This is a genomic window from Sphingobium sp. SA2 (assembly GCF_032227065.1).
Lineage (GTDB): Bacteria > Pseudomonadota > Alphaproteobacteria > Sphingomonadales > Sphingomonadaceae > Sphingobium.
Genome location: NZ_JAPMXX010000006.1, coordinates 376,060 through 396,032, shown reverse-complemented (window position 1 = coordinate 396,032; position 19,973 = coordinate 376,060). Strand labels below are relative to the sequence as shown.

The following is a 19,973-nucleotide window of genomic DNA, read 5'->3' as shown; positions in this document are numbered from 1 at the left end:
CTTCCTTCTGTTCGTTTCCTAACCGTGACGATTGGCGACCAGATTGTCCACCACCGAAGGATCGGCCAGGGTGCTGGTATCGCCTAGCGCCTGTGCGGACACTTCGCCTTCCGCAATTTTACGTAGGATGCGGCGCATGATCTTGCCCGAACGGGTCTTGGGCAGGCCAGGCGCGAACTGGATGACGTCGGGGGTGGCGATCGGGCCGATTTCGCTGCGGACCCATTTGACCAGCCTTTGGCGCAGATCGTCGCTGGGTTCGATCTCGGCGTTCAGCGTAACATAGGCATAGATGCCCTGGCCCTTGATATCATGGGGGAAGCCGACAACGGCCGCTTCGGCGACGCTTTCGTGCAGCACTAGCGCGCTTTCGACCTCGGCCGTGCCCATGCGATGGCCCGATACGTTGATGACGTCATCAACGCGGCCCGTGATCCAATAATAGCCGTCCGCATCGCGGCGTGCGCCATCGCCCGTGGTATATTTGCCGGGGTAGGTGGTGAAATAGGTCTGGAAGAAGCGGTCATGGTCGCCATAGACGGTCCGCATCTGCCCCGGCCAGCTACGCGCGATGACCAGATTGCCCTCGGTCGCGCCGTCCAGCACTTTGCCTTCGGTATCCACGATCTGCGGCATCACGCCCGGCATGGGCAAGGTGGCGGAACCGGGCTTGAGGTCGGTGGCGCCCGGCATCGGCGCGATCATCGCGCCGCCTGTTTCAGTCTGCCACCAGGTATCGATGATCGGGCAGCGGCCTTCGCCCACGACGCCATGATACCAGCGCCATGCCTCCGGGTTGATCGGTTCGCCGACGGTGCCGAGCAGGCGCAGCGAGGCGCGGCTGATCGCCTTCACATGGGCGTCGCCTTCCTTCATCAGCGCGCGCAGCGCGGTGGGGGCGGTGAAGAGGGTCTGGACCTGATGCCGGTCCACCACTTCCCACATCCGCGCTGGGCTCGGCCAGTTGGGCACGCCTTCATACATCAGCGTCGTCGCGCCGTTCGCCAGCGGGCCATAGACGATATAGCTGTGCCCCGTGACCCAGCCGATATCGGCCGCGCACCAGTAGATGTCGCCGGGCCGATAGTCGAAGCAGAGTTCATGGGTGAGCGCGGCCCAGAGCAGATAGCCCCCCGATGTGTGCAGCACGCCCTTGGGCTTGCCGGTCGATCCCGACGTGTAGAGGATGAACAGCGGGTCTTCGGCCTGCATGGGTTCGGGCGGGCAGTCGGCCTCCACGCTCGCCGCCGCCTCATGCAGCCACAGGTCGCGGCCCTCCGCCATCGTCACCGCGCCGCCGGTCGCCTGCACGACCACGACATGCCTGACGCCGGGGCAATGTTTGAGCGCGGCATCGACATTGGCTTTCAGGGGCACAGTCTTGCCCGCGCGGCGGCCTTCGTCAGCGGTGATGACCAGCGTCGAATCGCAATCGATGATGCGGCCCGCCAGCGCTTCGGGCGAAAAGCCGCCGAACACCACGCTATGCACCGCGCCGATCCGCGCGCAGGCGAGCAGGGCGATGGCGGCCTCCGGGATCATCGGCATATAGATGGTGATGCGGTCGCCTTTGCGCGCGCCAGCGCTTTTCAGGACATTGGCGAAACGGCACACTTCTTCATGGAGTTGGCGATAGGTGTAGCGGCGCGGTGCCTCGTCGGGGCTGTCCGGTTCCCACAGGATCGCGACCTGATCGCCGCGCGTCGCCAGATGGCGATCGATGCAGTTGGCGCTGACGTTGAGCACCCCGTCCGCGAACCATTGGATGCCGAAATCCGCCTCGGCAAAGCTGCTTTCGTCGCTTTTGGTCGGCGGCGTGATCCAGTCGAGCCGGTGGGCACGCTCCAGCCAATAGTCGTGGGGCGCCTCGATCGAACGCGCATAGTCGGCATCACGCGCGGCCCGGTCCATGAGCGCGCTGCTGGCCCAGTCCCCCGGCACCGGGAAGAAATCGTCAGGCATGGGGGCATCCTTTCCATCGCGTAATCATTATCGCAGTCTCTTCTATCGTCCCGCCCGGCGGATCGGAAGGTCGGACCATGCCGTTTCTTGCCATGCTTTTGGACGATATGACCGAAATTGTTGAGGCGGCTTCCGCCATTTTGCCGCTTCCCCCCCGACCCGCGCGCGCCTAACAAGGATCGCCTATGTGGCTGCTTTATCAATTTCCGCTTTGCCCCTTCTCTCGCAAGGTCCGGCTGCTGCTGGGCGAAAAGGGGATCGGCTATGATCTGGTCCGCGAATCGCCCTGGGCGATGCGCGACGAATTTCTCGACCTCAATCCGGCTGGCACCACGCCGGTCATGGCCGATCATGACAAGGGTCTGACCCTGATCGACAGCCAGGCGATCTGCGAATATTTCGAGGAAACGGTGGAAAAGGTGCCGCTGATTTCCGGCACCGCCGCCGGGCGCGCTGAAGTGCGGCGGCTGACCGCCTTTTTCGACCAGAATTTCTATGGCGACGTGGTCGGCCCGCTGCTGCACGAACGGATGAAGAAACGGCTGATCGAGCGCGCGCCGCCCGAAGCCCGCATCCTGCGCGAAGCGATGAAGCGCGCGAATGTGCATATGGATTATATGGACTATCTGCTCGACCATCGTAGCTGGATGGCAGGCGGTACGCTCAGCCTCGCGGACATCGCGGCGGCGGCGCATCTGTCGGTCGCGGACTATCTGGGCGGGATCGACTGGCAGGGGCATGAGCCGGTGCGGCGCTGGTATGCCGGCTTCAAGTCGCGCCCGTCCTTCCGCCCGCTATTGTCCGAGCGGATGGAAGTGATCGCGCCGCCGCCCCATTATGAAAAGCCTGATTTTTAAGAGCGTCTGGCAATATTATGGTCGGCTTGCCGCCGTCACGAACGGCTGGACGATGCTGAAAACGTCGCCCGCGGACCGAAAGCAGCCTACCCCTTCTTGTCCTCGTCCACCATGTCGGATGCCAGTTCCAGCCCCGCGCGGCCATGCGCGGCGGTGTGGGCGGGGGCTTTGGGATGGGGGACGTCGATGGGTTCCTCGACCTCCAGCATTCCTTCCCATTTGGTGATGACCGACGTGGCGATGGCGTTGCCCAGCACGTTGGTTGCGGTGCGGCCCATGTCCATGAAGTGATCGACCGCCAGGATGAAGGCTACGCCCTCGACCGGCAGGTCGAACTGGCCCAGCGTCGCGGCGACCACCACCAAGGATGCGCGCGGCACGGCGGCGATGCCTTTGCTGGTCACCATCAACACCAGCAGAATCGTGATCTGCGTCGCGATCGGCAGGTCGATGCCATAGGCTTGCGCGATGAAGATCGTCGCGAAGGTCGCATACATCATCGAGCCGTCGAGGTTGAAGCTGTAGCCGAGCGGCAGCACGAAGCTATAGATGCGGCGCGGCACGCCGAACCGATCGAGCTGTTCCAGCATCTTGGGATAGGCGGCTTCCGACGAGGCGGTGGAGAAGGCGATCAGGATCGGTTCGCGGACATAGCGGATCAGCGTGAACATCCGCTTGCCCAGGAACACCGATCCCGCCGCGAACAGCAGCAGCCAGAGGCAGAAAAGCGCGATGTAGAATTCGCCGATCAACTCGCCGAACGTGACCAGCACGCCCAGCCCTTCGGTGGTGATCACCGACGCCAAGGCACCGAACACCGCGAAGGGCGCGACGCGCATCACATAGCCCGTCACCTGCAGCATCAGTTCGACCATCGCCTCGATCACGCCCACGATGGGTTTGCCCTTCTCGCCGATCGCGGTCAGCGCGACGCCGACGAACAGCGAGAAGACGACGATCTGGAGGATCGAATTTTCCGCCATCGCGCCGACCATGGACGTAGGAAAGACATGCAGAATGAAGTCCCGGAAATTGAGCGATTCGGTATTCACGCCCGACTCCGCTCCATTGCGGACCAGGTTCAGCCCTTCGCCCGGCGCGAAGAAATTGACGAAGATGAGGCCGAGCGTCAGCGAAATCAGGCTGGCGATGACGAACCAGGCCAGCGCCCGCCCGCCGATGCGCCCCAGCGCTGCGCTGTCGCCCATGTGGGCGATGCCCGCGACCAACGTGGAAAAGACCAGCGGCGCGATGATCATCTTGATCAAATGCAGAAAGATGTCGGCCAGCAGGTGGAAATAGCCCGCGACCTGCTTGGCCAGCGTTTCGTCGCCACCCACCCACAGGTTCGCGGCGAACCCTACGATCACCCCAAGGACCATGCCGGTGAGGATGAAGGCCGTCAGTCTGTTGCGCATCTATTCCCTCATGAGCCGCGCGGACGCGGCTCGCAATATTATTACAACCGTCAGGGAACACCTAACAGGCGCATCGGCCACCCGCAATCGGCGTGCGGCCCTCGCCTGGAGATAGACGAACAAGCCGCCGCTTTCCGCGCATCGGTTCATCCCAAACGGTGCAATCCGCGCCCGTCAGGGGTAGAGTAGCCCTTCGGTCCATCCCGCATCGTCCCGTGTGAACAGGCGGCGTTCGTGCAGCCGATGTTCGCGATCCTGCCAGAATTCGATACGCTCAGGGGCGAGGCGGAACCCCGACCAATGGGGTGGACGTGGCACGGGCTGGCCTTCGAACCGCGCATTGGCTTCTTCGAACCGGGCCATGAAGATTTCGCGCGAGGGCAGGGGGCGGGACTGGTCGGAGGCCCAGGCGCCTAGCTGGCTGTCGCGGCTGCGCGTCGCGAAATAGGCATCGGCCGTGGCATCGTCGACCGGGCCAACCGCCCCTTCGATCCGTATCTGTCGCCGCATCGATTTCCAGTGGAAGAGCAGGGCAGCATGGGGATTTTCGGCCAGGTCGCCCGCCTTGCGCCCTTCGAAATTGGTGTAGAAGATGAAGCCATCCGGTCCATGGCCCTTCAACAAGACCATGCGGACGGAAGGACAACCACGCGCATCGGCGGTGGCCAGCGCCATGGCGTTGCTGTCGTTGATTTCGGTTTCACGCGCTTGGCTGTACCAGTCGTCGAATAAGGCAAAGGGATCGATCATGCCCCACTGTCTAGGCGGGCGATGTGCTAGTGTCGATACGGGCTATTGCGCAACTTGAACCGACGCGCCGCTTTCGCCACATAGGACGGCAAATCCCTGTCCCAGAACAAGAGGCACCAGAGTATCGATGGCTGATCCCTATTCCACCCTTGGCGTTGCGCGCGGCGCGACCGAGGCAGAGATCAAGTCGGCCTATCGCAAGCTGGCCAAGGAACTGCACCCCGACAAGAATAAGGACAATCCCAAGGCGTCGGAGAAGTTTTCTGCCGCTACCAACGCCTATGATCTGTTGTCCGACAAGGACAAGCGCGCCCGGTTCGACCGGGGCGAGATTGACGGCGATGGCAATCCGACCGCGCCCTTCGGCTTTGGCGGCGGTGGCGGAGGCGGCGGTTTTCGAGGCCAGCCCGGCGGCGGCGGTTTCGATCAGGGCGGCGCGGATTTCGGCGATATCTTCGAAGGCTTGTTCGGCGGCGCGGGTCGCCGTGCGGGTGGCGGTGGTTTTGGTCGACAGGCGCCGCCGTCCAAGGGTGCGAATGTCGCCTATCGCCTGGCGGTGCAGTTCACCGATGCTGCGACTTTGGCGCCCCAGCGGATCACGCTGCAAGATGGCAAGACCATCGACCTCAAACTGCCCGCCGGGGTCGAAACCGGCACGCAGATGCGCCTGTCGGGCAAGGGGCAGGCGGGGCCGGGGGGCGCAGGGGACGCGATCGTCACGATCGAGGTGAAGCCCCATCCCTTCTTCACCCGCGATGGCGACAATGTCCTGCTCGACCTGCCGATCACGCTCGACGAGGCCGTCAAGGGTGGCAAGGTCAAGGTGCCCACTGTCGATGGCGCGGTGATGCTGGGCGTGCCGACGGGTGCGACGTCGGGCAAGACGCTGCGGCTGCGGGGCAAGGGCTTTACCGGCAAGGACGGCGCGCGGGGGGATCAGCTTGTGACCCTGCAAATCGATGTGCCTGCCGATGATCCGGCGATCCGGGCGCTGGTCGAAAGCTGGCAGGACAGCCGACCCGTGCGTGCCCATCTCGGCGTTTGAGGCGTTAGGGGGCGGATGCCGCTGAATTCGCCCTATACGCCCGAATCCCGCCGCCATATGGCGGCACGGACACGCGCCCATTTCCATCGCCAGATGAAGCGGGTGCGCCCCGGATCGCAAGCGTTCGAGGTGATGAAGCGGGTCGCTGTCGGCACCTATAGCGATGGCTTCATTCACGCCGGGAATCTTGCCTATCTCTCGCTGATGACGCTTTTCCCCTTCTTCATCGTCGCAGCGGCGGTGGCGAGTATCTTCGGCCGCACCGAAGATGGCCTGGCCGCGGTCAACGCCTTCCTGACGACGGTTCCCCGCGGCGTCGCCGATGTCGTGCGCCAACCGATCAGCGATGTGCTCAATGCCCGGTCCGGTCCCTTGCTCTGGCTGGGCGGGTTCGTGGGTCTGTGGACCGTCGGCAGCCTCATCGAAACCATCCGCGACATATTGCGCCGTGCCTATGGCACCAAAAGCACCAAATCCTTCTGGCATTATCGGCTGAGCGCGGTCGGTATCACTTTGGCCAGCGTCGTGGCGGTGATGTTCGCCTTTTCGCTCCAGGTGGTGATCACGGGCATCGACCAGTTTCTGACCCATCTCCTTCCCTGGGCCGATGATGCCATCGCGCTCGTCGCGTCGGCGAAACTGGTGCCGATGGTCATCGTCTGCGTGGCGCTCTGGTCGCTGTTCGTGTCGCTGACGCCGACATTATACAAGGATCGTCGCTTCCCCAAATGGCCCGGCGCGGTCGCGACATCGCTCTGGTGGTATGGCACGACGCTCCTTCTGCCGCCCACCTTGTCGCTGCTGGGCGGCTATGATCGGACCTATGGCAGCCTGGCCGGCGTCATGATCACGCTCATTTTTTTCTTCCTAGTCGGGCTTGGCGTGGTAATTGGCGCGGAATTGAATGCGGCGCTGGCGGAATTTCCCGAAGAGGAAGTGGCCTTGCTGCCCGAAGACCAAGGGAACGGAACGAAGATATGAACGGCTTGATGGCGGGTAAACGCGGCCTCATCATGGGTCTGGCGAACGACAAGTCGTTGGCTTGGGGCATTGCCAAATCCTTGCATGAACAGGGCGCTGAACTGGCTTTTTCCTATCAGGGCGATGCGCTCGCCAAGCGGGTCCGTCCTTTGGCGGAGCAGGTAGGATCGGACTTCCTGATCGATTGCGACGTGACGGACATGGACAAGCTCGACGCCGCCTTTGCGGAGATTGAGGCGCGCTGGGGCACGCTCGATTTCGTCGTTCATGCGATTGGTTTTTCGGATAAGAATGAACTGCGCGGCCTCTATGTCGATACCAGCCTCGACAATTTCCTGATGACCATGAATGTGTCTGCTTACAGTTTCGTGGCAGTCACGCGCCGCGCCCGCGCGCTGATGCCCAATGGCGGCAGCATACTGACGCTGAGCTATTATGGCGCGGAAAAGGTCATTCCCCATTATAACGTCATGGGCGTGGCCAAGGCGGCGCTGGAAACCAGCGTCAAATATCTGGCGATGGATCTGGGTCGCGAAAATATCCGCGTCAATGCCATCTCGGCCGGCCCGATCAAGACGCTGGCGGCCAGCGGCATCGGCGACTTCCGCTATATCCTCAAGTGGAACGAACTGAACGCCCCGCTGCGCCGCAATGTGACGATCGAGGATGTGGGCGGCGCGGGCCTGTATCTGCTGTCGGATCTGGCCAGCGGCGTGACCGGCGAAATCCACCATGTCGATGCAGGCTATAATGTCATCGGCATGAAAGCCGAAGACGCCCCGGACATCGCGCTCGACAAATGAGCGTCAACACATTCGGTCGCATGTTCCGCTTCAGCACCTGGGGCGAGAGCCATGGTCCGGCGATCGGCGCGGTCGTGGACGGCTGCCCGCCCGGTCTGCCGCTCAGCGAAGCGGACATCCAGCCCTGGCTCGACCTGCGCAAGCCCGGCACGTCCAAATTCACCACCCAGCGCCGCGAGGCGGATGAGGTTCGCATTCTGTCGGGCGTGTTCGAGGGGCGGACGACGGGCACGCCGATCAGCCTGATAATCGAGAATACCGATCAGCGATCCAAGGATTATTCCGACGTCGCCAAGGCGTATCGACCCGGTCATGCCGACTATTCCTATGATGCTAAATATGGCTTTCGCGACTATCGCGGCGGCGGGCGATCGTCGGCGCGGGAAACCGCCTCGCGGGTCGCGGCAGGCGCGGTAGCGCGCGCCGTCATCCCTGATGTCGATATCTTCGCCTATGTCAGCGCGATCGGCGGCGACGCGATCGACTATGACAATTTCGACGCGGCGCAGATCGGGCAGAACCCCTTTTTCTGTCCCGACCCGGAGGCGGCCATACGCTGGGAAAAGCTGGTGGACGATGCCCGGCTTGACGGCTCCTCACTCGGCGCGATCGTAGAATGCGTCGCCAGTGGCGTTCCGGCCGGTTGGGGCGCACCGCTCTATGCCAAGCTCGATAGCGAACTGGCCGCCGCGATGATGAGCATCAACGCGGTCAAGGGCGTCGAGATTGGCGACGGGTTTGCCGCCGCCAGCCTGCGGGGCGAGCAAAATGCCGACCCGATGCGCCCCGGTCCCGATGGACCGACCTTCCTCGCCAATCATGCAGGCGGCATTGCGGGCGGCATCGCCACCGGCCAGCCGATCAAGCTGCGCGTCGCCTTCAAGCCCACCAGTTCGATCCTGATCCCGGTCGAAACCGTGACGCGCGAGGGCGAGGCTTCGGACATCATCACCAAGGGCCGCCATGACCCCTGTGTCGGCATCCGCGGTGTGCCCGTGGTCGAAGCGATGATGGCGCTGGTGCTGGCCGACCAGAAATTGCTTCACCGCGCCCAATGCGGGGAATGACGCGCCGAACCGACCGTAAAAAAGCGAGACGACTCACTTTTGTTACGATAGAATGACGCCATAGCCCGCTCGACGGGCAAGCGGCAGAGCGTAAGCCTGGGGAGCGTCACCACGCATCGCGCGGATTGACGGTCAAAACGTCCCCTGACCGCCGCGATACGGGCCAGTCATGCAACCATGGCTGGCCCATTTCGTTTCAGCCCGGCAAGATCGGCGGCCAGCGCCAATCTTGTTGGGGACAGCGGCATCATGCATTTTATCACCGCGCTGCTGGGCGTGTATCGGGCTGAAATCGGCCTGGCGATTCTGGCCGCCATGTTCATCGCTTTCGTGCGCGAACGCTATTCGCCCACGGTGATCGCGGTGGTGGGCGCGTGCGTTTTTGCGCTGCTTGGCATGCTGGATGAAAAGGCGATGTTTTCGGTCTTTTCCAACAGTGCGCCGCTGACTGTCGGAGCGATGTTCATCCTGTCGGGCGCGTTGATCCGCACCGGTGTCATCAGCCGCGTCGCCGACCTCATCATGACGCGCGCGGAAAAGCGTCCCCGGCTCGCCCTGGCCGAAGTCGCTATCGGCACGATCATCCTGTCGGCGTTCCTCAACAATACGCCCGTGGTCGTGATCCTGATCCCGATCATGTTCAAACTCGCGCAGGCGACCGGTTACCCGGTCAAGAAGCTGCTGATCCCGATGAACACCGTCGCGGTGCTGGGCGGCTGCCTGACGCTCGTCGGCACGTCGACCAATCTGATCGTCGCGGGCATTGCCGCAGACCAGGGCATGGCCCCCTTCGGCATTTTCGACATCACGCTTTACGGCCTGGCCGGGACAGTGGCGGGCGTCGGCGCGCTGCTGCTGCTGTCCTTCCTGCTGCCAAGCGACCCGCCTACCATTGCCGGAGAAAATGGCGGCAATGTGCAGGATTATCTGACCGAACTGGTGGTGCCGCAGGATAGCGATCTGGTCGGTCGAGACGTCAGTACGCTCGGCATGTTCGGGCGGTCGGTCAAGCTGCTCGGTATCAAGCGCGGCGGTGACATTCGTCGCCGCGAGCTGATGGAAGAAGAACTGCATAGCGGCGACAGGCTGATCGTCCGCGCCGATGGCGCGGCGATCATGACATTGCGGGAGGCGGGGGACTTCGACCTCGGCATTGCCGCCGATTCGCGCACGTCGGGGCAGGAGGGGACGGTCGTGGAGGCAATGGTGGCGCCCAGCCATCCTTCCATTGGCGAGCGGCTGGCGGATATTCCCTTCCTCCATGCGTTGCGCGTGCGGATCATCGGCATTCATCGCGCGCGCCATTTGTCCGGACCCGACCTGTCCAATACGCGGGTGCGCGGTGCCGACCGTCTGCTGATTGCAGGCAGCGACGATGCGATGCGGTCGTTGCGCGACAATCCGCATCTGATCGGCGTCGATGTCAGCCGGGTGCGCGCCTTCCGCCGCAAGAAGGCATGGATTGCGATCGTTGCGATGGCAGGCGTGGTCCTGCTTTCGGCGCTCGACGTCATCGGCATTGGATTGGCTGCCGTCATCGCCGTGGGTGTCATCCTGCTCAGCCGTTGCATCGACCCGGAAGAGGCCTGGGGCGCGATCGACGGCGACGTGCTGATCCTGATCTTCGCCATGCTGGCGGTCGGGCTGGCGCTCGAACAGGCGGGCAGCGTCGCCTTGATGGTCGGCTGGATCACCCCGCTGCTGCAAAATGCACCCGCCTGGTCGCTGGTTTTCCTCATCTATTTCTTCGCGCTGATCCTGTCCGAACTGCTCAGCAACAATGCGGTGGCGGCCCTGTTGACGCCCATCATCATCGCGATCGCGCAGCAACTGGGCGTCGATCCCCGGCCGCTCATCATTGCGCTGATGATCGGCGCATCGGCCTGTTTCGCGACGCCGATCGGCTATCAGACCAATGCGCTGGTCTATGCTGCGGGCGATTATCGCTTTGCCGATTTCGTGCGGATTGGCGTGCCGATCAACATCGTCGTGGGCATCGCCGTTTGCAGTGCGCTGGTACTGCTGGGTTAAGCGCCAATCCGGTTGGGCTGGCTCTGTTCGCAGGGCCATGCCTCCGCCAGACCCGTGGCGAATGATGAGGAACTTACTATGACCAGCCTGCCCTTCACTCAGGTCGATGCTTTCGCCGATGCCCCTTTCACCGGCAATCCGGCCGCGGTGATGCCGCTCGACGCCTGGCTCGACGATGCCACGCTTCAGGCCATTGCGGCGGAGAATAACCTGTCCGAGACCGCCTTCACGCTGGCGACGCCCGATGACCCGGAGGCGGACCATGCGCTGCGCTGGTTCACGCCCACCGTCGAAGTGAAATTGTGCGGCCATGCTACGCTCGCCAGCGGCCATGTGCTGATGGGGCAGGGAGATGTGGTGCGTTTTCGCACGCGCCATGCGGGCATGTTGACCGTATCGCGCGCTGGCGATGGCTATGCGCTGTCGCTTCCGGCCTGGGATATGGCGCCCCGTGCTTTGCCGGAACTGGCGGCAGGGCTGGGGGGCACTCCAGTCGAGTCGCATTGGCGGGATGGTGGCTACAGCCTCTTCCTCTTCCCTGACGCCGCTGCGGTCCGCGCGCTCGCGCCCGACTTCGCGGCGTTGAAGGCGCAGGGGGACGTCATGCTCATCGCCACCGCGCTGGGTGAGGACAGCGATATCGTCAGCCGCGTCTTCGTGCCGGGCGGCGGCGTGGATGAAGATCCCGTCACGGGGTCCGCCCATGGCCTGCTCACCCCGTTTTGGGCCAAGCGCCTCAACAAGACGACCCTCAGCGCGTTTCAGGCGTCGGCGCGCGGCGGTCGGCTTGGCTGCACCCTCGATGGCGACCGGGTGATCCTTACCGGCCAGTGCCGTACGGTGATCGAGGGCCGCTTCCACCTCTAGCCCGGAAACAGCCCGATCACCCGCGCCAGCGCCGCCTTCACCGCGACCCTTTGTTCTTTTTCCGGCGACATGCCGATCCGCACCACGGTCAGCCGCTGGCTGGGCGACACCAAGATATATTGGCCATTATGCCCCACACAGCCGAACAGGCTGGCGGGGGCGATGCCCGGCATCAGCGCGCTTTCGCTGCCTTCGCGGTTGAGCCAAAGGTGCGCGCCATAGGCGGGGTTGCGTTTCGACGGCGTGCGCATGAAGTCGACCCATTTTTCCGGCAATATCTGATGCCCGCTGGGGCCGCGCCCCTGCCGCCGCAGCAATTCGCCAAAGCGGCCATAGTCGCGCGCGGTCATATGCATCATGCTGCCGCCGATCATCGTGCCCGCCGCATCATATTCGGGCGTCAGGCTGGGCAGCTTGCCCGGTGCCTTCAACCGGCCGTCGATGAACATCGCCATGGCCCGGCGCCGCACGTCGGGATCGCCGCTGTTGGTCAGCATCCGCGTCATCAGGTCGGACAGGATGATGCTGCTGCCGGTCGAATAGGCGAAGTGGGCGCCCGGTGCCTGCCCCAGCGGTTTCGCCTCGGCATAGGCGCGCATGTCCTGCGCGCCGTCGGTGAACAGCATCCGCACCGTGTCGCCGCTCTGGATCGGTTCGCCATCCTCGACATGATCGAGGCCGCTGGTCATCTGGAGCAATTGGCGCAGCGTGATCTTGCCGCGCGGGTCGCCTGGCTGGCTCCATGCCGCCACCGGCACCGGCGCGTCGATCGCCAGCCGTCCGTCCGCCACCATCAGGCCCACCAATACCGCCGTCACGCTCTTGGCGATCGACCAGGACAGGAGTTTCGTGTCCGGCCCGAAACCCGGCGCATAGCGTTCCGCGACGATTTCGCCATCGCGCATCACCAGCAGCGCGCGGGTGTCGCCCATCGCTTCGTCCTCGAACAAGGGGTCGATCGCGGCGCGCAGCGCAGCCTCGCCCACTGTCGCGTCGCGCGCCACATGGTAGAGCGGCTGCGGGTCGGCCGCGCGCACGCGCCACAGCCCGCCCGCGCCGACAAGGGCCACCAGGGCGGCGCCAAGGCCAAGCCGCTTTACGCTGTTCCATTCGATCTTCATAAGCCGCGCCCTTAGCCATCCCCAACCGAGTCGGGAATATGCCGGGCCGCCGGACGATCATTTATCTTGCCCTTGTGCTTATCCTGTCGCTGCTCGCCGTGCTTGGCTGGCATTGGAGCGGTTTGCGCGGTCAGGCAGAACTGGGCACCGCCTATGGCGCGCGCCTCGCCTGTTCGTGCCGCTATGTCGAAGGGCGGGCGATGGGCAGTTGCGAGGACGACAAGGAGCCGGGCATGGCGCTCGTCACCCTGACCGACCGGCCCGAAGACAAGGCGGTCGAGGCCCGCGTGCCCCTGATCGCCACGCGCACCGCGCGCTATCGGCCCGGCTGGGGCTGCCTGCTCGATCCCGTCCCATAAGCGGCGGCAAGGCTGGCCCCCCGCGCTTTCCCCGGCTAAGGCCGCGTCATGCGGCCCGACATTCCCACGCTCCTTCACGACATTTTCGGCTTCACCCGCTTTCGCGGGGTGCAGGAACAGGTGGTCGCGCGTGTCATGGCGGGCCAGCCGACGCTGGCCATCATGCCGACCGGGGCGGGCAAGTCGCTCTGCTACCAATTGCCCTCGGTCGCACTCGACGGCTGCTGCGTCGTCGTCTCGCCATTGATCGCGCTGATGCACGACCAGTTGCGCGCCGCCACCGCCGTCGGCATTCGCGCCGCCAGTCTGACCAGCGTCGATGCCGACTGGCGCGAGACGCAGGACCGGTTGCGCAACGGCGATCTCGACCTGCTCTATGTCGCGCCTGAACGTGCCAGCCAAGAGGGGTTTCGCAATCTGCTGCGATCGGCCAGGGTCGCGCTGTTCGCGATCGACGAAGCGCATTGCGTGTCCGAATGGGGCCATGATTTCCGCCCCGACTATCGCCTGCTGCGCCCGCTGCTCGACGAATTTCCCGATGTCCCCCGGCTGGCGCTGACCGCCACGGCCGACGCGCATACGCGCAAGGATATTCTCGTCCAACTCGGCATTCCCGACGATGGCCTCATCATTTCGGGCTTCGACCGGCCCAATATCCGCTATGCCGTCCATCCCCGCGATGGCCTGACGCGGCAATTGGCCGATCTCGTCGCCGCCAATCCCGGCCCCGGCATCGTCTATGCCCAGACCCGCGCCGCGACCGAGAAACTCGCTGAAACGCTGGGGCGGGGCGGTCGCGCCGTGCGCGCCTATCATGCCGGGCTGGACCCCAAGGTGCGTGCCGCCAACCAGTCCGCCTTCATCGCCAGCGAGGATATGGTGATGGTCGCGACGGTCGCGTTCGGCATGGGGATCGACAAGCCTGACGTGCGTTTCGTCGCGCATGCCGGGCTGCCCAAGTCGATCGAGGGCTATTATCAGGAATCGGGCCGTGCGGGCCGCGACGGCGAACCGGCGGTCGCGCATCTTTTCTGGGGGGCGGAGGATTTCGCCCGCGCCCGCCAGCGGATCATGGAATTGGAGCAGAGCCGCCAGCAGGGCGAGCGCACGCGGATCGCGGCGCTGGGCGCGCTGGTCGAGACCGCGACCTGCCGCCGCGCCATCTTGCTGCGCCATTTCGGCGAAGATCCGCCCGCCACCTGCGGCAATTGCGACAATTGCCTCTCGCCGCCCGCCAGCATCGACGCGACCGAGACGGCGCGCAAATATCTGTCCGCCGTCTATCGCACCGGCCAGAGTTTCGGGTCCGGTCATATCGAGGCGGTGCTGACCGGCGCCCCCAACGACAAGGTACGCGAGCGTGGCCATGACAAGATTTCGGTCCATGGCATCGTGTCCGGGGACGAGATCGTGCTGCTGCGTCCCGTGTCGCGCGCGCTGCTGGTGCGCGACGCGCTGGAGACCACCGAGCATGGCGGGCTGATGCTTGGCCCCAATGCGCGGCCCATCCTGCGCGGGGAGGAAGAAGTCCGCATCCTGGTGCCGCCCAAACGCGAGCGACGGTCGCGCAATGCCCGCAACGGCGCCGACGCGAACCCGGTCGGCGATCCGCTGTTCGACGCGCTGCGCGCCTGCCGCCGCGAACTGGCGCAGGAGGCGGGCGTGCCGCCCTATGTGATCTTCCATGACTCGACGCTGCGCGAAATGGCCGAGCAGCGGCCGTCCTCGATCCGCGATCTCGGCACGATCAGCGGCGTGGGGCAGAAGAAGCTGGATGCGTGGGGCGACGCCTTTCTGGCGGCGATTCGGCCGTTTCTGTAGCGCCAAGGGTCACAGGTCCGCGTCGCATTCAAGTTCACGATGTCGTGGGCGCATTTTTCGGCCGATTGCGCCGGAAAAGTGCCGGTAAAGGGCGTCCGGAGACCCGGTAACGCGACACCGGCGCGACAGTGACGCGCCTGCGACGCGACAGGCACGCGACGGTCGATCCGGGATGCAGGGCAGGGTGGGGTGCGAGCGTGTTCCATTCGACAGTGTAGATCATCGGAAATCCTACATTGGAAGGGCTTTGCACAACGACGGGAGGAAGAGGCCGCTCTTGAATCCTGACCCTGACCGGCGCATGGCCTGTGCCAAAGGAGAAGCCCCATGTTCCGCAAATTGACCGACCGCATCCTCGTTTCGCCGCAGATCACTCTGGATCAGGTGGCCGACGCCAAGGCGCAGGGCGTGACGATCATCGTCAACAACCGCCCCGATGACGAGGAACCGGGACAGGTCAATGGCGCGGCGATCGAAGCCGCAGCCAAGGCGGCGGGCATCGCCTATGTCGCGGTGCCGGTGGCGCATGGCGGTTTCGCGCCCTGGCAACTGGACGAGATGGCAAGCGCGCTGGAACAGACCGAGGCAGGCGGCAAGATGCTCGCTTATTGCCGGTCGGGCACGCGCAGCACATTACTCTGGGCGCTGACCCGCGCGCGCGCGGGAGACGATGGCGACGTGCTGGCGGCACAGGCGGCGGCGGCCGGCTATGACATCGCGCCGGTGCCGCAGATCATGGATGCGGTGAAGGGGCAGTGAGAGGGGTCGGGTGAGGCCTCACGATAGCGCGCTACATCAGCGTCGAGCCCCCTCTTCCAACTGCGCCTAGGTGCCTTTGGCACCAAGGCTTCCTATCCTTCTCCCCGCTGGGGAGAAGGGGTTTGGCTGAGGCCTACCCGCACTCGACCGTTACATGGGCCATGCGGGGGAGCGCGTGCAGGCGCGCGCGGACGGCGGCACCATTCGCGCCGGGGGCGAGGCTGAGGATGACGGCGTGGGCGTGGGGGCCGATGCGCCAGACGTGAAGGTCGCGGATGGTGGCGCCTTCGGCTTCCGCCAGCGCGCGGACCTTGGCGGTCAGCGCGGGTTCGGCGGTGTCGAGCAGGATGGCGGCGGTGTCCTTCATCAGGCCCCAGGCCCAGCGCGCGATGACGATCGACCCCAATATGCCGACCGCCGGGTCGAGCCACCACCAGCCGAGATAGCGCCCGGCGAGCAGCGCCGCGATCGCCAGCACCGATGTCAACGCGTCGGTCAGCACATGGACATAGGCGGCGCGCAGATTATTGTCGGCATGGCCATGCTGATGATCGTCGCCATGCCCGTGTCCATGATCATGGCTATGGTCATGGCCCAGCAAAAACGCGCTGATGATGTTGATGATGAGGCCGACGATCGCCACCAGCGTCGCTTCGCCGAACGCGACCTGCACCGGTTCCAGGAAGCGCATCCCCGATTCGATCGCGATGAACAGCGCCATGACGCCGAGCAGCAGCGCCGACGCAAAGCCCGACAGGTCGCCGACCTTGCCCGTGCCGAAGGTGAAGCGCGGATTGCGCGCGTGCCGCCGCGCATAGCGATAGGCCGCCGCCGCCACGGCGAGCGCACCCGCATGGGTCGCCATGTGGAAACCATCGGCGAGCAGCGCCATCGAGCCGGTCATCCAGCCCGCGACGATCTCCACCACCATGGTCGCGGCGGTCAGCCACACGACCCACAGCGTCCGCCGGGCATTTTTGTCATGCCCGTCCGACAGATAGATATGGTCGAAATAATGGCTGTCCTCGCCATCCATGCTGGCGGGCGATGGCGCGTGGTCGTGATGGGCGTGGCCGTGCCCGGTGCCGTGAGAGTGATCGTCGTGCATCGTCATTTCCCGTAACGGCGGATCAGCGCCAGCATTTCTTCGGCAGCCGCGGCGCGCGCCTCGTCGGACAGGCCGGGGCAGGCGACATGCTCGCGCATATGCTGCTCGATCAGTTCCTCCATCAGGCTGCCGACCGCGCCGCGCACCGAAGCGACCAGTTGCAATGTTTCCGAACAGCCCGCCTCGCCCGTCAGTTGACGCTCGACGGCGGCGACCTGCCCCGCGATCCGGCGCACCCGCGCCAGTAATTTGTCTCGATCCGCGACTATATGCATAGGGTAGCCCCCTATACTATGGGCGCGGTCGCGACAAGGCCCATCACCTGCCCTAAAAACCATAGCTTGCTCCCACTTCGGCCATGGCTTTGCCAGCCCCCCTCGCCTAACAGGGAGCGATGACGAACCGGTTGGACTGCGATCTGGCGATCCTTGGCGGCGGCCTGTCCGGCAGCCTGATCGCGCTTGCCTTCGCGGCAAAGCGGCCCGATGTCCGTGTCCGGCTGATCGAAAGCGGCACAGCGATTGGCGGCAACCATATCTGGTCCTTCTTTGATGGCGACGTGGCCGCGCAGGACCGCTGGCTCATTGATCCGCTCGTCACCCATCGCTGGGCACAGGGGCATGAGGTCCGCTTTCCAGGGCATCGTCGCCGCCTCGACACCCCCTATAACAGCATCGCCTCGCCTCGGCTCGACGCCCATGTCCGGGCAACGCTGGGCGATGTGACGATGACGGGCGCGAGCGTCGCTGCCGTCACGCCGACCAGTGTCCGCCTGACGGACGAGCGGGAGATCGACGCAGGGGCGGTGATCGATGCGCGCGGCGCGGCGGACCTGTCGCCGCTGCGCTGTGGCTGGCAGAAATTCGTCGGTCATGCCCTGCGGCTCGATGCGCCGCATGGCATTGAACGGCCGGTGATCATGGATGCGACGGTCGAGCAGATGGATGGCTATCGCTTCGTCTATCTGCTGCCATGGGACGATCATACGATCTTCATCGAGGATACTTATTATAGCGACACGTCCGACCTGGACGTGGCCGCCATCGACGCGCGTATCGCCGCCTATGCCAGCGACAAGGGCTGGACCGGCACGGTGATCCACCGCGAACAGGGTGTGTTGCCCGTGGTCCATGGCGGCGATTTCGATCTTTATTGGCCCAAGGATGATCCGGTGGCGCGCGCGGGCGTGCGGGCCGGGCTGTTCCAGCCGATGACCGGCTATTCGCTGCCCGACGCGGTGCGGTTCGCCACCTGGCTGGTCGATCAGCCGCTTGACCAGTTGGCGACCGTCACGCGCGCCCATGCGGCGGCGCATTGGCGCAGCGGCGGCTATTACCGGCTGCTTGGCAAGATGCTGTTCGGTGCGGCGATCCCCGACCAGCGCTGGCGTATCTTCGCGCGCTTCTACGGCCTGCGCGCGCCCCTCATCCAGCGTTTCTACGCCGGACGTTCCACCATTACCGATCGCGTCCGCATCTTGTGCGGACGCCCCCCCGTGCCCATAAGGGATGCCATGCGAACATTGCTGAATCCGCCCGCCTGATGACCAGGAAAGCGATAATCATCGGCGCGGGCTTTGGCGGCTTGGCGCTAGCCATCCGCCTGCAGTCCGCGGGCATCGACACCACGCTGGTCGAGGCGCGCGATCGCCCCGGCGGCCGCGCCTATATGTGGCAGAAGGACGGCTTCACCTTCGACGCCGGGCCGACCGTCATCACCGACCCCGATTGCCTGAACGAGCTGTGGCGCCTGTCCGGCCATGACATGGCGCAGGATGTGACGCTGATGCCGGTCAGCCCCTTCTACCGGCTCAACTGGCGCGATGGCACCAATTTCGATTACAGCAATGACGAAGTGTCGCTGCGTGCCGAGATCGCCAAGCTCGATCCGGGCGATGTCGCGGGCTATGAACGCTTCCTCGATTATGCCGCGGGCGTGTTCGAAGAGGGCTATCGCAAGCTCGGATCGGTCGCCTTTCTCGACTTCGCCTCGATGATCAAGGCCGCCCCGGCGCTGGCCCGCTACCAGGCGTGGCGGTCGGTCTATTCGGTCGTGTCTTCCTATGTGAAGAATGAAAAGCTGCGCGAGGCGCTGTCCTTCCACACGTTGCTGGTCGGCGGCAATCCGATGAAGACCAGTGCCATCTATGCCCTGATCCACAAGCTGGAAAAGGATGGTGGCGTGTGGTTCGCCAAGGGCGGCACCAACAAGCTGGTCGAGGGGATGGCGACCCATTTCGAGCGGCTGGGCGGCACGTTGCGGCTGGGCGACAAGGTCACCCGCATCGAAACCTATGGTGACAAGGTCACCGCCGTCCACACCGCGTCGGGCTGGCGCGGGGAGGCTGATGCGGTCGCCAGCAATGCCGACCTGATGCACAGCTATCGCGACCTGCTGGGCCATCATCCACGGGGACAGAAGCAGGGCGGGAAACTCGCCAACAAGCGCTGGTCGCCCAGCCTGTTCGTGCTGCATTTCGGCATCAAGGGCAGTTGGCCCGGCATTCCGCATCATATGATCCTGTTCGGGCCGCGCTATGAAGGACTGCTCACCGATATTTATGATCATGGCGTGTTGCCGGAGGATTTCTCGCTCTATCTGCACCACCCGACCGTCACTGATCCGTCGATGGCACCCGAAGGTCATTCGACCTTCTACGCGCTCGCGCCGGTGCCGCATATGGGCAAGCTGCCGATCGACTGGGACCAGTTTGCGCCCGCCTATGCCGAGCGTATCTTGGACGAGATCCAGCATCGGTTGATCCCCGACATCCGATCGCGCATCGTCACGCAATTCCATTATGCGCCGACCGATTTCGGCCGCGACCTCAATGCGCATCTGGGCAGCGCTTTCAGCCTGGAGCCGTTGCTGACGCAGAGCGCCTGGTTCCGCGCGCATAATCGCGACGATGTCATTCCCAATCTCTATCTGGTAGGGGCCGGCACCCATCCCGGCGCGGGCATCCCCGGCGTGGTGGGCAGCGCCCAGGCAACCGCTGCGCTGATGCTGGAAGATCTGGGTTAG

Annotated in this window: 18 protein-coding genes; 12 read left to right on the top strand and 6 right to left on the bottom strand. The window is 64.6% G+C overall.

From position 1 onward, the window contains the following. Positions 1–18: 18 nt before the first annotated feature. On the bottom strand, positions 19–1,962 hold the full coding sequence (gene acs, locus OVY48_RS09400; RefSeq protein ID WP_313922642.1) for an acetate--CoA ligase: 1,944 nt from the start codon (positions 1,960–1,962) through the stop codon (positions 19–21). A 185-nt stretch (positions 1,963–2,147) separates the two neighbouring features. Between acs and OVY48_RS09395 the strand changes: the two genes are divergently transcribed. Further along, positions 2,148–2,819: a glutathione S-transferase family protein gene (locus tag OVY48_RS09395; RefSeq protein WP_037476369.1), complete on the top strand. Its 672-nt coding sequence runs from the start codon at positions 2,148–2,150 to the stop codon at positions 2,817–2,819. Positions 2,820–2,905: 86 nt separating this feature from the next. Here the strand turns inward: OVY48_RS09395 and OVY48_RS09390 are convergent, their stop codons facing one another. Together OVY48_RS09390 and pdxH are read right to left on the bottom strand one after the other, a co-directional pair. Then, positions 2,906–4,237 carry a dicarboxylate/amino acid:cation symporter gene (locus tag OVY48_RS09390; RefSeq protein ID WP_096060897.1) on the bottom strand — a complete coding sequence of 444 codons (1,332 nt, stop codon included), beginning with the start codon at positions 4,235–4,237 and terminating at the stop codon, positions 2,906–2,908. Positions 4,238–4,411: 174 nt separating this feature from the next. Beyond that, complete coding sequence (gene pdxH, locus OVY48_RS09385) at positions 4,412–4,987, bottom strand: pyridoxamine 5'-phosphate oxidase (RefSeq protein ID WP_313922641.1); 576 nt, start codon at positions 4,985–4,987, stop codon at positions 4,412–4,414. 127 nt (positions 4,988–5,114) lie between these two features. Between pdxH and OVY48_RS09380 the strand changes: the two genes are divergently transcribed. From OVY48_RS09380 to OVY48_RS09355, 6 genes are all read left to right on the top strand, one after another. Further along, positions 5,115–6,032 (top strand): DnaJ C-terminal domain-containing protein, encoded by a 918-nt coding sequence (locus OVY48_RS09380; RefSeq protein WP_313922640.1) that lies wholly within the window; start codon positions 5,115–5,117, stop codon positions 6,030–6,032. A gap of 15 nt (positions 6,033–6,047) precedes the next feature. After that, positions 6,048–7,013, top strand: coding sequence for a YihY/virulence factor BrkB family protein (locus tag OVY48_RS09375; RefSeq protein WP_171899240.1), 966 nt, complete (start codon positions 6,048–6,050; stop codon positions 7,011–7,013). After that, positions 7,010–7,816, top strand: coding sequence for an enoyl-ACP reductase FabI (fabI, locus tag OVY48_RS09370; protein ID WP_096060894.1), 807 nt, complete (start codon positions 7,010–7,012; stop codon positions 7,814–7,816). The genes OVY48_RS09375 and fabI overlap by 4 nt, the downstream gene beginning before the upstream one ends. Continuing rightward, positions 7,813–8,883, top strand: a complete 1,071-nt coding sequence (gene aroC, locus OVY48_RS09365) for a chorismate synthase (RefSeq protein ID WP_313922639.1) — start codon at positions 7,813–7,815, stop codon at positions 8,881–8,883. Before fabI ends, aroC begins: the two co-directional genes overlap by 4 nt. Positions 8,884–9,132: 249 nt before the next feature. After that, entirely contained in the window at positions 9,133–10,914 is a 1,782-nt protein-coding gene (locus tag OVY48_RS09360) for an SLC13 family permease (protein ID WP_313922638.1), read from the top strand. Positions 10,915–10,992: 78 nt separating this feature from the next. After that, positions 10,993–11,781: a PhzF family phenazine biosynthesis protein gene (locus tag OVY48_RS09355; protein WP_313922637.1), complete on the top strand. Its 789-nt coding sequence runs from the start codon at positions 10,993–10,995 to the stop codon at positions 11,779–11,781. Here OVY48_RS09355 and OVY48_RS09350 read toward each other — a convergent pair. Next, the gene (locus OVY48_RS09350; protein ID WP_313922636.1) at positions 11,778–12,902 is read right to left on the bottom strand and encodes a serine hydrolase; all 1,125 of its coding nucleotides are present in this window, start codon (positions 12,900–12,902) and stop codon (positions 11,778–11,780) included. The genes OVY48_RS09355 and OVY48_RS09350 overlap by 4 nt on opposite strands. A 38-nt stretch (positions 12,903–12,940) precedes the next feature. On the opposite strand from OVY48_RS09350, the gene OVY48_RS09345 reads away from it, so the two are divergent. From OVY48_RS09345 to OVY48_RS09335, 3 genes are all read left to right on the top strand, one after another. Further along, a complete protein-coding gene (locus OVY48_RS09345; RefSeq protein ID WP_313922635.1) occupies positions 12,941–13,261 on the top strand; it encodes a hypothetical protein in 321 nt (106 codons plus the stop codon). Between the two features lie 48 nt (positions 13,262–13,309). Beyond that, positions 13,310–15,082: a DNA helicase RecQ gene (gene recQ, locus OVY48_RS09340; RefSeq protein ID WP_313922634.1), complete on the top strand. Its 1,773-nt coding sequence runs from the start codon at positions 13,310–13,312 to the stop codon at positions 15,080–15,082. Between the two features lie 327 nt (positions 15,083–15,409). Further along, on the top strand, positions 15,410–15,841 hold the full coding sequence (locus OVY48_RS09335; RefSeq protein WP_313922633.1) for a TIGR01244 family sulfur transferase: 432 nt from the start codon (positions 15,410–15,412) through the stop codon (positions 15,839–15,841). Between the two features lie 133 nt (positions 15,842–15,974). On the opposite strand, the gene dmeF is transcribed toward OVY48_RS09335, so the two are convergent. Both dmeF and OVY48_RS09325 read right to left on the bottom strand, forming a co-directional pair. Beyond that, positions 15,975–16,955 carry a CDF family Co(II)/Ni(II) efflux transporter DmeF gene (gene dmeF, locus OVY48_RS09330; RefSeq protein ID WP_313922632.1) on the bottom strand — a complete coding sequence of 327 codons (981 nt, stop codon included), beginning with the start codon at positions 16,953–16,955 and terminating at the stop codon, positions 15,975–15,977. After that, positions 16,952–17,224 carry a metal/formaldehyde-sensitive transcriptional repressor gene (locus OVY48_RS09325; RefSeq protein WP_037474755.1) on the bottom strand — a complete coding sequence of 91 codons (273 nt, stop codon included), beginning with the start codon at positions 17,222–17,224 and terminating at the stop codon, positions 16,952–16,954. The genes dmeF and OVY48_RS09325 overlap by 4 nt, the downstream gene beginning before the upstream one ends. A gap of 119 nt (positions 17,225–17,343) precedes the next feature. Between OVY48_RS09325 and crtY the strand changes: the two genes are divergently transcribed. Together crtY and OVY48_RS09315 are read left to right on the top strand one after the other, a co-directional pair. Continuing rightward, positions 17,344–18,492, top strand: a complete 1,149-nt coding sequence (gene crtY / locus OVY48_RS09320; protein WP_313922631.1) for a lycopene beta-cyclase CrtY — start codon at positions 17,344–17,346, stop codon at positions 18,490–18,492. After that, a complete protein-coding gene (locus OVY48_RS09315; protein WP_313922630.1) occupies positions 18,492–19,973 on the top strand; it encodes a phytoene desaturase in 1,482 nt (493 codons plus the stop codon). The genes crtY and OVY48_RS09315 overlap by 1 nt, the downstream gene beginning before the upstream one ends.